Annotated in this window: 11 protein-coding genes; all 11 read left to right on the forward strand. The window is 60.7% G+C overall.

All coding sequences use genetic code 11. From position 1 onward, the window contains the following. The first annotated feature begins 53 nt into the window (after positions 1–53). The 11 genes from aroB (at position 54) to N4G42_RS04910 (ending at position 14,760) form a co-directional block, all read left to right on the forward strand. Entirely contained in the window at positions 54–1,145 is a 1,092-nt protein-coding gene (aroB, locus tag N4G42_RS04860; protein ID WP_260666377.1) for a 3-dehydroquinate synthase, read from the forward strand. 67 nt (positions 1,146–1,212) lie between these two features. Then, positions 1,213–2,388, forward strand: a complete 1,176-nt coding sequence (locus tag N4G42_RS04865) for a deoxyguanosinetriphosphate triphosphohydrolase (protein ID WP_409557797.1) — start codon at positions 1,213–1,215, stop codon at positions 2,386–2,388. Between the two features lie 273 nt (positions 2,389–2,661). Further along, positions 2,662–3,324 (forward strand): DUF1415 domain-containing protein, encoded by a 663-nt coding sequence (locus N4G42_RS04870; RefSeq protein ID WP_260666380.1) that lies wholly within the window; start codon positions 2,662–2,664, stop codon positions 3,322–3,324. After that, a complete protein-coding gene (locus N4G42_RS04875) occupies positions 3,321–4,256 on the forward strand; it encodes a class I SAM-dependent methyltransferase (RefSeq protein WP_199227606.1) in 936 nt (311 codons plus the stop codon). Before N4G42_RS04870 ends, N4G42_RS04875 begins: the two co-directional genes overlap by 4 nt. A 148-nt stretch (positions 4,257–4,404) precedes the next feature. After that, positions 4,405–5,121 carry an REP-associated tyrosine transposase gene (locus N4G42_RS04880; RefSeq protein ID WP_260666381.1) on the forward strand — a complete coding sequence of 239 codons (717 nt, stop codon included), beginning with the start codon at positions 4,405–4,407 and terminating at the stop codon, positions 5,119–5,121. A 161-nt stretch (positions 5,122–5,282) separates the two neighbouring features. Beyond that, positions 5,283–10,016 (forward strand): glutamate synthase-related protein, encoded by a 4,734-nt coding sequence (locus N4G42_RS04885; protein ID WP_260666382.1) that lies wholly within the window; start codon positions 5,283–5,285, stop codon positions 10,014–10,016. 47 nt (positions 10,017–10,063) lie between these two features. Further along, positions 10,064–11,542 (forward strand): glutamate synthase subunit beta, encoded by a 1,479-nt coding sequence (locus N4G42_RS04890; protein WP_056060207.1) that lies wholly within the window; start codon positions 10,064–10,066, stop codon positions 11,540–11,542. A gap of 299 nt (positions 11,543–11,841) precedes the next feature. Then, positions 11,842–12,660, forward strand: a complete 819-nt coding sequence (locus tag N4G42_RS04895; RefSeq protein ID WP_260666383.1) for an ABC transporter ATP-binding protein — start codon at positions 11,842–11,844, stop codon at positions 12,658–12,660. Further along, complete coding sequence (gene mlaE / locus N4G42_RS04900; RefSeq protein WP_099731118.1) at positions 12,657–13,439, forward strand: lipid asymmetry maintenance ABC transporter permease subunit MlaE; 783 nt, start codon at positions 12,657–12,659, stop codon at positions 13,437–13,439. Before N4G42_RS04895 ends, mlaE begins: the two co-directional genes overlap by 4 nt. Positions 13,440–13,474: 35 nt before the next feature. After that, positions 13,475–13,963, forward strand: coding sequence for an outer membrane lipid asymmetry maintenance protein MlaD (gene mlaD, locus N4G42_RS04905; protein ID WP_260666385.1), 489 nt, complete (start codon positions 13,475–13,477; stop codon positions 13,961–13,963). 50 nt (positions 13,964–14,013) lie between these two features. Further along, complete coding sequence (locus N4G42_RS04910; RefSeq protein ID WP_260666428.1) at positions 14,014–14,760, forward strand: VacJ family lipoprotein; 747 nt, start codon at positions 14,014–14,016, stop codon at positions 14,758–14,760. Positions 14,761–14,780: the final 20 nt, after the last annotated feature.

The raw sequence follows: 14,780 nt of genomic DNA on the forward strand, positions 1-14,780 counted from the left end.
TCGAGTTGGCCTTTTTTTATTTTTGAGCTGCAATTTGGGGTGGATGATCGATTATGGATATTGTTAATATTGACCTGGGTGATAGGGCTTATCAAATATTGATTGATTGGAATATAGATTTTAATCAACACCTTGAAGGTGAGTCTTCTAAGTCTCGGATGGCTGTGGTTGTCACAAATGTTACTATTGGTGGCTTGCATTTGAATCGCGTTGTGGGTTTGCTCGCTCGCATTTTTGAAAATGTGCGTGTTATCGAGTTGCCGGATGGGGAAAAATATAAAAGTTGGGATTCGCTGAATATTATATTTAGTTCGCTTTTGAATTGGCGGTGTGATCGAAAGACGACGTTGTTTGCCCTTGGTGGGGGTGTGGTTGGAGATCTAACCGGTTTTGCCGCTGCGACATATATGCGCGGTATACCCTTTGTGCAACTACCCACCACATTGCTCGCTCAAGTCGACTCTTCTGTAGGGGGGAAAACTGCCATCAATCACCCGCTTGGGAAAAACATGATAGGGGCTTTTTATCAGCCCCAAATGGTCATTTGTGATTTAAGTACATTAAGTACCTTGCCTGATCGCGAACTTCGTGCAGGTTTGGCTGAGGTCATTAAGTATGGTTCTATTGCTGATCTCGCCTTCATGCATTGGCTAGAGCAAAATTTGAATGCGGTTATGGCCAAAGAGGTGCCGGCTTTAGCCCATGTGGTTCGGCAGAGTTGTGAAATCAAAGCTTGGGTGGTTGGCCAAGACGAGAAAGAGTCAGGTTTGCGCGCGATATTGAACTTTGGTCATACTTTTGGTCATGCTATTGAAGCCGGGATGGGCTATGGAGTTTGGCTACATGGGGAGGGAGTTGCGGCCGGCATGGTAATGGCCGCAGAGCTTTCTCGGCGGTTGGGGCTGATAGATGCCGAATTTGTTTGCCGACTGACCTCATTGATTCAGCTTGCTGGCTTGCCTACCAAAGGACCTGTATTGGATGCTAACGATAACGCTAGCCGTTATTTAGAATTGATGCAGATTGATAAAAAGGCTGAAGCGGGTGAAATACGTTTTGTTTTGATTAATGGCCCTGGAAAGGCCGTAGTGAGAACGGCACCAGACTCCTTGGTTCGCGAAGTCATTGATGCCTGCTGCGAATGAATATCAGTAGAGGGTTCGATAATCATTTCGGTAGATCCTATATCTTGTGCGGTGAAAGGCAGCCAGGGTGACTGGGGGTACAAATTTGCTGCTCTGCGCATCTGATGCGACGCGAACCCGTGGTCGGCGTCATTTCGAGCCTGCAGCGCCTACCCGAACCGAATACCAGCGCGACCGCGACCGAATCGTCCATTCCACGGCATTCCGACGGCTTGTCTACAAGACACAAGTCTTCCTCAACCACGAGGGGGATCTATTTCGTACCCGGCTAACTCATTCGTTAGAAGTCGCGCAACTCGGGCGATCCATCGCACGGTCGCTACAGATTAACGAAGACTTGGTTGAGGCCATCTCGTTAGCCCACGACTTGGGGCATACCCCGTTCGGGCATGCGGGGCAGGACGCCTTGAATGGCTGTATGGCCGACTTTGGAGGCTTTGAACACAACTTGCAGAGCTTGCGAGTGGTGGACAAGCTGGAAGAACGATACCCGTTGTATGACGGACTCAATCTCACATTCGAGACCCGAGAAGGGATTCTCAAACACTGCTCGCGCACTCATGCTTTGCGGTTGGAGAGTGAGGAGCCCAATGGTGTTGGTGCCCGCTTCCTGCGCAATGAGCGGCCGAGCCTGGAGGCGCAGTTGTGCAATTTGGCCGACGAGATTGCTTACAACGCACACGATATCGATGACGGCGTGCGCTCTGGGTTGATTACTCTGACGCAGCTGCAAGAAGTACCCTTGTTTGATGCGTACCGTTCGGCAGCCCAGATGGAGCATCCCGACCTCTCCACCCCATCAATGCAGCGCCGCTTGTTGTACGAGGCGATACGGAGGATGCTGAGTGCGCAGGTGTACGACGTCATTGACACCACAAAAGCCGCGCTGCACGAGCATGCACCAGCCCATCCCGATGAGGTGCGGAAGCTCCCAGTTCTGGTGAGCTTCAGTGGTGAGATGCGCGAGCGCTCTACCGTACTCAAGCGGTTCCTCTTCAAGCATCTGTACCGGCATCCCCGGGTCATGGAGACTACGGGCCACGCTCAGGAAATCGTACGAGAGTTGTTCGAGGAATACATGGCTCAGCCTCAAGAAATGAAAGCAGCGTTTGCCGCACGGGCCTTGGAGGGTGATAGGCATGAACGAGCGCGGACGGTTGCTGACTTTATTGCTGGGATGACGGACCGCTTTGCGGTGCGGGAGCATGAGCGCCTGACAGGGCGCCGACTGCTGCAGGAATAGCGCCCGGTTCCGGGGTGGAGCGAGATGCGTTGATTTTGGGGTGGTTCGTCGCTGGTGTAGCGCGACTTCACTCTGGGGTAGACGTGGCCGCCTGAAGCGTGTTTGCTGTGTGGGCTTGCGCATCTATTCTTTTTCTCCACTGCCCTCCCGCCGATGTGAGCGTGCACTGAGGAGTCCATGAGGCTTCCAGATTGGACCGCCGCTATCGCTAGATCTGCCAACAACTCACACCGATAAAATCCCGCCTCTATCCCTGCGCTTCTGCGCGCACCCATGACATCTTCCTCCACCAACGCCGCTAATGCGCCCCCCCATTTTGTGTCCACTGATACCTACGTCCAGGACACTGTCCGGTGGTTGGAGCGGGCCGTCATTGGATTGAATCTCTGTCCATTTGCCAAGTCGGTGCATGTCAAAGGGCAAATTCACTACGTGGTGAGCTTGGCCACGACCGGGGAGGATGTGCTGGAGGTGTTGCGCGAAGAACTCCAAGCGCTCGCAAACACACCCGCAGAAGTCAGGGACACCACCTTGCTGGTGATGCCGCATTGTCTGCAGGATTTCCTGGATTTCAATGACTTTCTTGGTGACGTGGAGGATGTGGTGCACGTTCTCGGGTTGGAGGGCACGCTGCAGGTCGCAAGCTTTCACCCGCAGTTTCAGTTCGCCGGCACCGATGCGGACGACGTGACCAATTGCACCAATCGCGCTCCATACCCCACGCTACATTTGTTGCGCGAGGCCAGCATCGATCGGGCGGTGTCGGTCTTTCCCGAGGCAGAAACCATCTTCGAGCGCAACATGGAAGTACTTGAAGAGATGGGCATGGCCGGTTGGCTGGCGCTGGACGTGGGCCCCCATGACAAAGGCGGTGCGAATATGGCCGCCACTGCCGCCCGCGATGACAATCCGCCAGTACAAGGCCCCGGTTTATGAATAAAAAGAACCCATCTGCAGTGACGACCGACAAGCGAATTCGCGATGCGGGAAAATCCAAGAACGAGAGTGCTGAGCTGCAGGAACTGCGCCCTGGCCAATCGGTAGAGCTGCTCAAGGAGCTGCACATCCTCACGCGGGATGGCCGTCTCAATCAGGACTCACGCCGCAAGCTCAAGCAGGTGTACCACCTGTTCAACTTCATCGAGCCCCTGCTCACGGAGCTGTCCGCCCAAGGCGGTGGGCCCACGTTGGCGGACCACGGCGCGGGCAAGTCCTATCTGGGTTTCATCCTGTACGACCTGTACTTCAAGGCGCTGGGCCACGGGCGTATCTACGGGGTGGAGACCCGGGCGGAACTGGTAGAGAAGTCGCGGGTGCTCGCGCAGCGCCTTCATTTTGAGCGGATGTCGTTTCTCAATCTATCCGTGGCCGAGTCTGCGGATGCCCGTGAGTTGCCCGACCAGATCGATGTGGTCACCGCCTTGCATGCTTGCGACACCGCCACTGACGACGCGATTGCCTTCGGGCTGCAAAAAAAGGCCCGGGCCATGGTTCTGGTGCCCTGTTGCCAAGCGGAGATGGCAGCCTGCCTGCGCCAAGGCAAGGCCTTGCAGTTGGCGCGCACGCCCCTGGCGGAACTGTGGCGTCACCCCTTGCACACCCGCGAACTCGGCAGCCAGGTGACCAATGTGCTGCGCTGCCTGTACCTGGAGGCCAATGGCTACCAGGTCACTGTGACCGAGCTGGTGGGATGGGAGCACAGCATGAAGAATGAACTCATCATCGCGCGCTACACCGGACAGAAAAAACGCAGCGCGGCCGAGCGGTTGCGGGCGCTTCTCGGCGAATTTGGCCTGGAACACGCCATGGGGGCGCGGTTTGGCATCGGTGTGGTGGCAGACCCAGTGGAGAACTTGGCTACGCATTGACGCGTGCCCAAAAGGCGCGCAAGGGCAGGCCAGAATCAAGCATGCGCCTCGCTATCTTCGTGGCGGATGATGGGCGTCGCCAGCTTGCATCGATGAGAAATAGGGGACAGGTCTATGATCGTAACTCCCATATTCCTGATCAAGACCCATGGCCCGTTTGCCACGCCTGACCCTGCCGGGTCATTTGCACCACGTCATCCTGCGGGGTAACAACCGTCAGCCGATCTTCCGCGGAGTGGAAGATTTCGACGCGCTGCTGGCGCTGTTGATGGACAACGCGCAGAAATATGCCGTGGCCGTCCATGCTTATGTGCTGATGGATAACCACTTTCACCTGCTGGTTACGCCAGCCTCACAAGACGGACTGCCCCAGATGATGCAGGCGGTGGGGCGCCGGTATGTGCAGTACTTCAACCGCCGGCATGCCCGCACTGGTACTTTGTGGGAGGGGCGCTACCGTTCCACGGTATTGCAGCCGGAACGGTATTTGCTGGCGTGCATGGTGTACCTGGACCTCAACCCTGTACGGGCCGGATTGGTGCAGCAGCCCGCTGACTACGCCTGGTCCAGCCACGCACACTGGTTGGGCTTGCGTAACGACCGGTGGTTGACGCCCCATGCGCTGTATTGGGCTTTGGGCAACACCCCGTTTGCGCGCGAGGCAGCCTATGCCGCACTGGTGCAGGCGGGCCTGGGGGCGTCGGTGCAAACGGCTTTGACCGACTCGGCACTCAGCGGGTGGGCTTTGGGCGACACCGAGTTTCTTGCGGGCCTGCAACAGCAGACCCCGCGTCGCGTGACTCGGGGAATACCTGGCAGGCCTCGAATGGCAAAAAATCATGCAAAAACCGACGAGGGCGCTTGAAATCATTGGCCTCATTGCTATTGATTTTAATATGTCCCCAATAATATGCTTGTGTGAGTTATGGTTTGATTAATAGGAATCTGACCCCAATTAAACTGCTTGCCAAAATGTGCTGCAATGCACTAACCTCGGCTCCCCTGCGAAAAATATAGGAGTGCGCCATGACCACGGCTGCCGAGATCCAGCATCTGCAACAACACGGTTTGTATTCATCGGGTAACGAACACGACGCCTGCGGCCTCGGGTTTGTGGCCCACATCAAGGGCATCAAGCGCCACGACATCGTGACGCAGGCTCTGAAGATTCTGGAAAACATCGACCACCGTGGCGCGGTGGGTGCCGACCCGCTGATGGGCGACGGCGCCGGCATCCTGATCCAGATCCCTGACGCGCTGTACCGCGAAGAGATGGCCAAGCAAGGCGTGACCTTGCCAGCGGCTGGCGAATACGGTGTGGGCATGATCTTCCTGCCCAAGGAGCATGCCTCGCGTCTGGCTTGCGAGCAGGAGATGGAGCGCGCCATCAAGGCCGAAGGCCAGGTACTGCTGGGCTGGCGCGATGTGCCGGTGAATGTGGACATGCCCATGTCCCCCACCGTGCGCAAGAAGGAGCCCATCCTGCGCCAGGTGTTCATCGGCCGTGGCAATGACGTGATCGTGCAGGACGCGCTGGAGCGCAAGCTGTACGTGATCCGCAAGACGGCCAGCGCCAACATCCAGGCGCTCAAGCTCAAGCACAGCAAGGAATACTACGTACCAAGCATGTCCAGCCGCACCGTGGTCTACAAGGGCCTGCTGCTGGCCGACCAGGTGGGCGTGTACTACAAAGACCTGTCGGATGAGCGCTGCGTCTCGGCCATCGGCCTTGTGCACCAGCGCTTCTCCACCAACACGTTCCCCGAGTGGCCGCTGGCCCACCCGTACCGCTACGTGGCGCACAACGGTGAAATCAACACCGTCAAGGGCAACTACAACTGGATGAAGGCCCGAGAGGGCGTGATGGCATCGCCCGTGCTGGCTGCGGACCTGCAAAAGCTCTACCCCATCAGCTTCGCCGACCAGTCCGATACGGCTACGTTCGACAACTGCCTCGAACTGCTGACCATGGCCGGCTACCCCATCAGCCAGGCCGTGATGATGATGATCCCAGAGCCCTGGGAGCAGCACACCACCATGGACGAGCGCCGTCGCGCCTTCTATGAATACCACGCCGCCATGCTGGAGCCTTGGGACGGCCCGGCCTCCATCGTGTTCACCGATGGCCGCCAGATCGGCGCCACGCTGGACCGCAACGGCCTGCGCCCCTCGCGCTACTGCATCACCGACGACGATCTGGTCATCATGGGCTCTGAGTCGGGCGTGCTGCCTGTGCCCGAGAACAAGATCGTGCGCAAGTGGCGCCTGCAGCCCGGCAAGATGTTCCTGATCGACCTGGAACAAGGCCGCATGATCGATGACGACGAGCTGAAAGCCAACATCGTCAACACCAAGCCCTACAAGCAGTGGATTGAAAACCTGCGGATCAAGCTGGACAGCATCGAGACGGGTGAAGCCGCCGCGGTCCCTGCAGCTGCCGGCCTGCCGTTGCTGGATCGCCAGCAGGCCTTTGGCTACACCCAGGAAGACATCAAGTTCCTGATGGCGCCCATGGCCAAAAACGGCGAAGAAGGCATCGGCTCCATGGGCAACGACAGCCCGCTGGCCGTGCTGTCGGGCAAGAACAAGCCGCTGTACAACTACTTCAAGCAGCTGTTCGCCCAGGTGACCAACCCGCCGATCGACCCGATTCGCGAGGCCATCGTGATGTCGCTGAACAGCTTCATCGGCCCCAAGCCCAACCTGCTGGACATCAACCAGGTCAACCCACCGATGCGGCTCGAAGTGAGCCAGCCCGTGCTCGACTTTGCCGACATGGCCAAGCTGCGCGACATAGAGAAGTACACGCAAGGCAAGTTCAAGAGCGCGACCATCGACATCACCTACCCGTTGAGCTGGGGCCGTGAGGGCGTGGAAGCCAAGCTGGCCTCGCTGTGCGCGCAGGCCGTGGATGCCATCAAGGGCGGTGCCAACATTCTCATCATCAGCGACCGTGCCGTGAGCGCCACGCAGGTGGCCATCCCCGCGCTGCTGGCGCTGTCGGCCATCCATCAGCACCTGGTGGGCGCAGGCCTGCGCACCACGGCCGGCCTGGTGGTCGAAACGGGTACCGCGCGCGAGGTGCACCACTTCGCCGTGCTGGCTGGCTACGGCGCCGAGGCTGTGCACCCGTACCTGGCCATGGAAACCCTGGCCGAAATGCACAAGGACCTGGGCGGCGACCTGTCGGCCGACAAGGCCATCTACAACTACGTCAAGGCCATCGGCAAGGGCCTGTCCAAGATCATGTCCAAGATGGGCGTGAGCACCTACATGAGCTACTGCGGCGCCCAGCTGTTCGAGGCCATCGGCCTGAACACGGAAACCGTGGGCAAGTACTTCACCGGCACCGCCAGCCGTGTGGAAGGTATCGGCGTGTTCGAGATCGCCGAAGAAGCCATCCGGATGCACAAGGCCGCGTTTGGCGACGACCCCGTGCTCGAAACCATGCTGGACGCCGGTGGCGAGTACGCCTGGCGCGCCCGTGGTGAAGACCACATGTGGACACCTGACGCGATTGCCAAGCTTCAACACAGCACGCGCGCCAACAACTGGAACACGTACAAGGAATACGCACAGATCATCAACGACCAGAGCAAGCGCCACATGACGCTGCGCGGTCTGTTCGAGTTCAAGATCGATCCGTCCAAGGCGATCTCGATTGATGAGGTCGAACCTGCCAAGGAAATCGTCAAGCGTTTCGCCACGGGCGCCATGTCGCTGGGCTCCATCTCCACCGAGGCGCACGCCACACTGGCGGTGGCCATGAACCGCATTGGCGGCAAGAGCAACACCGGTGAAGGTGGCGAGGACGCGGCACGCTACCGCAGCGAACTCAAGGGCATCCCGATCAAGAAGGGCGACACCCTGAAGAGCGTGATCGGCGCCGAGAACGTCGAGGTCGATCTGCCCCTGCAGGACGGCGATTCGCTGCGCAGCCGCATCAAGCAGGTGGCGTCGGGCCGCTTCGGCGTGACGGCGGAGTACCTGTCGTCCGCCGATCAGATCCAGATCAAGATGGCCCAGGGGGCCAAGCCCGGCGAGGGCGGTCAGCTGCCTGGCGGAAAGGTGTCCAACTACATCGGCAAGCTGCGCCACAGCGTGCCGGGTGTGGGCCTGATTTCGCCACCGCCGCACCACGACATCTACTCCATCGAGGACTTGGCCCAGCTGATCCACGATCTGAAGAATGTCGCACCGCACGCAGGCATCAGCGTCAAGCTGGTCTCCGAAGTGGGCGTGGGCACCATCGCCGCAGGCGTGGCCAAGTGCAAGAGCGACCACGTGGTGATCGCAGGGCATGACGGCGGCACGGGCGCTTCGCCCTGGTCGTCCATCAAGCACGCGGGCGGTCCGTGGGAAATCGGCCTGGCCGAAACCCAGCAGACGCTGGTGCTGAACCGCCTGCGCGGCCGCATCCGTGTGCAGGCCGACGGCCAGATGAAGACCGGCCGCGACGTCGCCATCGGCGCATTGCTGGGTGCTGACGAGTTCGGCTTTGCCACGGCACCGCTGGTGGTGGAAGGCTGCATCATGATGCGCAAGTGCCACCTGAACACCTGCCCCGTGGGCGTGGCCACGCAGGACCCCGAGCTGCGCAAGAAGTTCTCTGGCAAGCCAGAGCATGTGGTGAACTACTTCTTCTTCATCGCCGAAGAAGTGCGTCAGATCATGGCCCAGCTGGGCATCCGCAAGTTTGACGACCTGATCGGCCGCACCGACCTGCTCGATATGCGCCAGGGCCTGGAACACTGGAAGGCACGCGGCCTGGACTTCAGCCGCCTGTTTGCCCAGCCGAACGTGCCCGCCGATGTGCCCCGCTTCCACGTGGACGTGCAGGATCACAACATCGAGCACACACTGGACCGCAAGCTCATCGAGCGCAGCAAGCCTGCCATCGAAAAGGGTGAGCGCGTGCAGTTCATCGAGGTGGCGCGCAACGTGAACCGTTCGGTCGGTGCGATGCTGTCCGGGGCGGTCACCCGTGTGCACCCCGAAGGCTTGCCTGACGACACCATCCGCATCCAGCTGGAAGGCACTGGCGGCCAGTCGTTCGGCGCGTTCCTCACCCGCGGTATCACGCTGTACCTGATCGGCGACGCCAACGACTACACGGGCAAGGGCCTGTCGGGTGGCCGTGTCATCGTGCGCCCCAGCATCGACTTCCGGGGTGAGGCGGTGCGCAACACCATTGTGGGCAACACCGTGATGTACGGCGCTACCACCGGTGAGGCTTTCTTCAGCGGCGTTGCCGGTGAACGATTTGCGGTGCGTCTGTCGGGTGCCACGGCCGTCGTCGAAGGTACGGGCGACCATGGCTGCGAGTACATGACTGGCGGTACGGTGGTGGTGCTCGGCAAGACCGGCCGCAACTTTGCAGCAGGCATGAGCGGCGGCGTAGCATATGTGTACGACGAAGACGGACAGTTCGACACACGCTGCAACCTGTCGATGGTGACGCTGGAGCGCATCCTGCCCGCCACCGAGCAGGAAGCTACGGTCCCCCGCTCGATCTGGCACAACGGCCAGACGGACGAGGCCCAGCTCAAGAAGCTGCTGGAAGACCACAACCGCTGGACGGGCAGCAAGCGCGCGCGCGAGCTGCTGGACAACTGGGCCGCATCGCGCAGCAAGTTCGTCAAGGTCTTCCCGACCGAGTACAAGCGTGCGTTGGCTGAAATTTATGAACGAAAAGTGCTGGAGGAGTCCGCTACACCAGCGGTAGCTGCTACCAAAAAAGAAGTGGCCCCCGCCAAGTAAGGCGTCGCCACACCCTTCGCACAGCATTCATAGACAAGGACATCGTCATGGGAAAAACTACTGGCTTCATGGAATACGAGCGCATCGAAGAGGGCTACAAGCCCGTGCCCGAGCGCCTGAAGCATTACAAGGAATTTGTCGTCGGGCTCGATGAGAGCCAGGCCAAGGTGCAAGGCGCGCGCTGCATGGACTGCGGCACGCCGTTCTGCAACAACGGCTGCCCGGTGAACAACATCATTCCCGACTTCAACGACCTCGTGTACCACGCGGACTGGAAGAGCGCGATCGAGGTGCTGCACAGCACCAACAACTTCCCTGAGTTCACCGGCCGCATCTGCCCCGCACCTTGCGAGGCTGCCTGTGTGCTCAACGTGAACGACGACGCTGTGGGCATCAAGAGCATTGAGCACGCGATCATCGACCGCGCCTGGGCCGAAGGCTGGGTGCAGCCGCGCCCCGCCAAGCACCAGACGGGCAAGAAGGTGGCTGTGGTGGGCTCCGGCCCCGCAGGTCTGGCGGCTGCGCAGCAACTGGCCCGCGCTGGCCACAGCGTCACGCTGTTCGAGAAAAACGACCGTGTGGGCGGCCTGCTGCGCTACGGCATCCCCGACTTCAAGATGGAGAAGTCGCACATCGACCGCCGCGTGAAGCAGCTCGAAGCCGAAGGTGTGGTGATTCGCACCGGTGTATTCGTGGGCGCCGCGAAGGACGGCCTGGGCAAGGATTCCAAAGTCACCAACTGGGCCAAGGAAACCGTCACGCCCGAACAGCTGAACAAGGAGTTTGACGCCGTGCTGCTCACCGGTGGCGCCGAGCAGTCGCGCGACCTGCCTGTGCCAGGCCGTGAACTTGACGGCATTCACTTCGCCATGGAATTCCTGCCCCAGCAGAACAAGGTCAACGCGGGCGACAAGCTCAAGGGCCAGATCATGGCGACGGGCAAGCATGTGATCGTGATCGGCGGCGGCGACACCGGCAGCGACTGCGTGGGTACCAGCAATCGCCATGGTGCAGCCAGCGTCACCCAGTTCGAGGTGATGCCCCAGCCCCCTGAAGTGGAAAACCGCCCCCTGACGTGGCCTTACTGGCCACTCAAGCTGCGCACTAGCTCCAGCCATGAAGAAGGTTGCGTGCGCGAGTTCGCGATCTCCACCAAGGAGTTCACGGGCGAAAAGGGCAAGGTCAAGAGCCTGACTACGGTGCAGGTCGAGTTCAAGGACGGCAAGCTGGTCGAGATTCCCGGCACCGAAAAACACTACCAGGCCGATCTGGTGTTGCTGGCCATGGGTTTTGTGAGCCCGGTCGCGCCGGTGCTGGAGGCTTTCGGCGTCGAGAAGGATGCCCGAGGCAATGCCCGCGCCACCACGGACTTTGACGGCGGTTATGCCACCAACGTGCCCAAGGTGTTTGCGGCGGGCGATATCCGCCGGGGCCAGTCACTGGTGGTTTGGGCCATCCGTGAAGGCCGCCAGGCCGCGCGTGCGGTGGACGAGTTCCTGATGGGATATTCGGACCTGCCGCGCTGATCCTGCGGTTTCTCGCACCCTCCAAGCAACGGCGCCTTCGGGCGCCGTTTGTGTTGACGGGGCCTTTGACGGTGGGGCAATGGCCGGGCGTCAGCCTTCTGGACGCTTTGTTGGCACAATCAGGGGTTCTGTCAATCCGGGCTTGCCTCGGTCTCGCTCGGTCGGGATCGCTGGCGGTTGTGCTTTTTCTTTACAAACATGCATGAATGTATGTTTGTGTCTTCGGCTACCATCTGCGCTCCATTTTCCGGGGGCGGATGCTGTTTTGGCAGGCCTCAGATCAGACATCCATTTCTTGCATGCCCGAGTCCACATTTCTTGCCGAGTTGCGCAACGTCACGTTTTCGTACGGTGACCGCGTGATCCTGCGCGACGTGACCCTGGCGGTGCCGCGCGGCAAGGTCACGGCGCTGATGGGCGCATCGGGTGGGGGCAAGACGACGGTGCTGCGCCTGCTTGGGGGGCAGCACAGGGCCCAGAGTGGCCAGGTGTTGGTCAACGGTCAGGACGTGGGGCGCATGGACGTGCAGGCTTTGTACGCTGCGCGCCGGCGCATGGGCATGTTGTTCCAGTTCGGCGCGCTGTTCACAGACCTGAGCGTGTTTGAGAACGTGGCCTTTCCGCTGCGTGAGCACACCGATTTGTCCGAGGAACTGATCCGCGATGTGGTGCTGATGAAGCTGCATGCGGTGGGCCTGCGTGGTGCACGCGACCTGATGCCCGGCCAGATATCGGGTGGCATGGCGCGCCGCGTGGCGCTGGCCCGAGCGATCGTGCTGGACCCGGAACTGGTCATGTACGACGAACCCTTTGCGGGCCTGGACCCCATCTCGTTGGGCACGGCTGCGCAGTTGATCCGTCAGCTCAACGACGCCATGGGCCTCACCAGCATCGTGGTGTCGCATGACCTGGAGGAGACTTTCCGCCTGGCGGACCATGTGATTATCCTGGGCGAAGGCGTTGTGGCGGCGCAGGGCACGCCTGAGGAGGTCCTCGCCAGCCGTGACCCGCTGGTGCACCAGTTTGTCAACGCTCTACCGACTGGCCCGGTGCCGTTCCATTACCCCGGCCCGGCCGTTGCCGAGGATTTCGGACCTGCCGGAGGACGTGCGCTGTGAGTTGGTACAAGCCCTCCGACGTCGGTTTTGCTGTGCGCCACAAGCTGGCTGACATTGGCATGGGCGCGCGGTTGTTTGGGCGGCTGGTGCGGCTCCTGGGTGCGACCTTGATGCGGCCCTCGCTGGTACGCGACCAGGTGCATTTCCTGGGCAACTATTCGCTGGCCATCATTGCCGTGTCGGGCCTGTTCGTGGGGTTTGTGCTGGGCTTGCAGGGCTACTACACGCTGCAGCGCTATGGCTCGTCAGAGGCCTTGGGCTTGCTGGTGGCACTGAGTCTTGTGCGCGAGCTGGGCCCCGTGGTCACGGCGCTGCTGTTTGCGGGCCGCGCAGGCACGTCGCTCACAGCAGAAATTGGCCTCATGCGCGCGGGGGAGCAGCTCAGCGCCATGGAGATGATGGCGGTGGACCCTGTGCAGCGCATCCTGGCGCCTCGCTTCTGGGCAGGGGTGATCACCATGCCCCTACTGGCGGCGGTGTTCAGTGCGGTGGGCATCATCGGCGGCTGGATCGTCGGGGTGCTCATGATCGGCATTGATCCCGGGGCGTTCTGGAGCCAGATGCAGGGCGGGGTGGATGTCTGGAAAGACCTGGGCAACGGCGTGCTCAAGAGTGTGGTCTTTGGCTTCACGGTAACTTTTGTGGCGTTGCTGCAGGGCTATGCAGCCAAACCCACCCCTGAGGGTGTGTCGCGCGCCACCACGCGCACCGTGGTCATGGCGTCTTTGGCGGTGCTGGCACTGGACTTCGTGCTCACCGCACTGATGTTCAGTATCTGACGCTGGCGGTGCTGGCAGTTCTAGGAATCAAGCATATGCAACGCTCCAAAAACGATCTGTGGGTAGGGCTCTTCGTGATGCTGGGCGCGCTGGCACTGGTGTTTCTGGCGCTGCAGTCGGCCAACCTGCTGAGCCTTCAATTCCACTCGGGCTACCGTGTGACCGCCAAGTTCGACAACATCGGCGGTCTCAAGCCCCAGGCGGCGGTGCGCAGCGCGGGTGTGGTGGTGGGGCGTGTGGAGTCCATCACCTTTGACGACAAGACCTTCCAGGCGCGGGTCACGCTGGCCATGGAAGACCGCTATGCCTTTCCCAAGGACAGCTCCCTCAAGATCCTGACCAGCGGCCTGCTGGGTGAGCAGTACATCGGAATTGAGGCGGGTGCCGACGAAAAAAATCTGGCGGCGGGAGACACGATCACGTCTACCCAGTCGGCGGTGGTGCTTGAGAACCTTATCGGACAATTTCTTTACAGCAAAGCCGAAGACGGCGCAAAACCTGCAGGGACAGGTGGGAAAAAATGATGCATTCACTCCATACACTCCGTGCCCGCATTGATGGCGGCAGGTTGTCGATGTCCCGCCTGGCAGCCAGCCTGGCCTTGTTGCTGGGTGCTGTGCTGCTCACCGGGTGCGCCACGGTGGCCAACCCTGATCCCCGCGACCCGCTGGAGTCTTACAACCGCAGCATGACCAACTTCAATGAACAGGTCGATGCCATGGTGCTCAAGCCTGTGGCGACGGCCTACAAGGAGGTCACGCCCGCAACGGTACGCACGGGCGTCAGCAATTTCTTCGGGAACCTGGGCGACGTCTGGTCGTTTGTGAACAACGTGCTGCAGCTGCGCGGTGAAGCCGCTGCGTCCAGCTTCATGCGGGTCAATGTGAACACGTTCATGGGCCTGGGTGGTTTGCTGGACATCGCCAGCGAGCTGGGCATCGACCGCTACAAGCAGGACTTCGGCCTGACCCTGGGGCGCTGGGGCGTGGGTACTGGCCCCTATCTGGTGCTGCCCATCCTGGGGCCTTCCACCGTGCGCGACACATTCGCGCTGCCGGTGGACATGAAGGGCAACGTGGTGAGCTATGTGGACCCGGTCTCGGCCCGCAACTCGTTGTATGCCCTGCGCGTGGTGGACACGCGGGCCAACCTGTTGCGCGCCAGCTCGGTGCTCGACAGCGCCGCGCTCGACAAATACAGCTTTACGCGTGACGTGTACCTGCAGGTGCGCAGCCACGCCGGTGAGGCGCCGAATGCGGACGGCAAGGACGACGGCGGCGCCAGCAATGGCGTGCTGCCCGAGGAACCTCCTGCGCGCTGATGGCAGGCCGGGCGGGGCAC

The organism is Acidovorax sp. K2F (assembly GCF_025246485.1).
Classification (GTDB): domain Bacteria; phylum Pseudomonadota; class Gammaproteobacteria; order Burkholderiales; family Burkholderiaceae_C; genus Acidovorax; species Acidovorax delafieldii.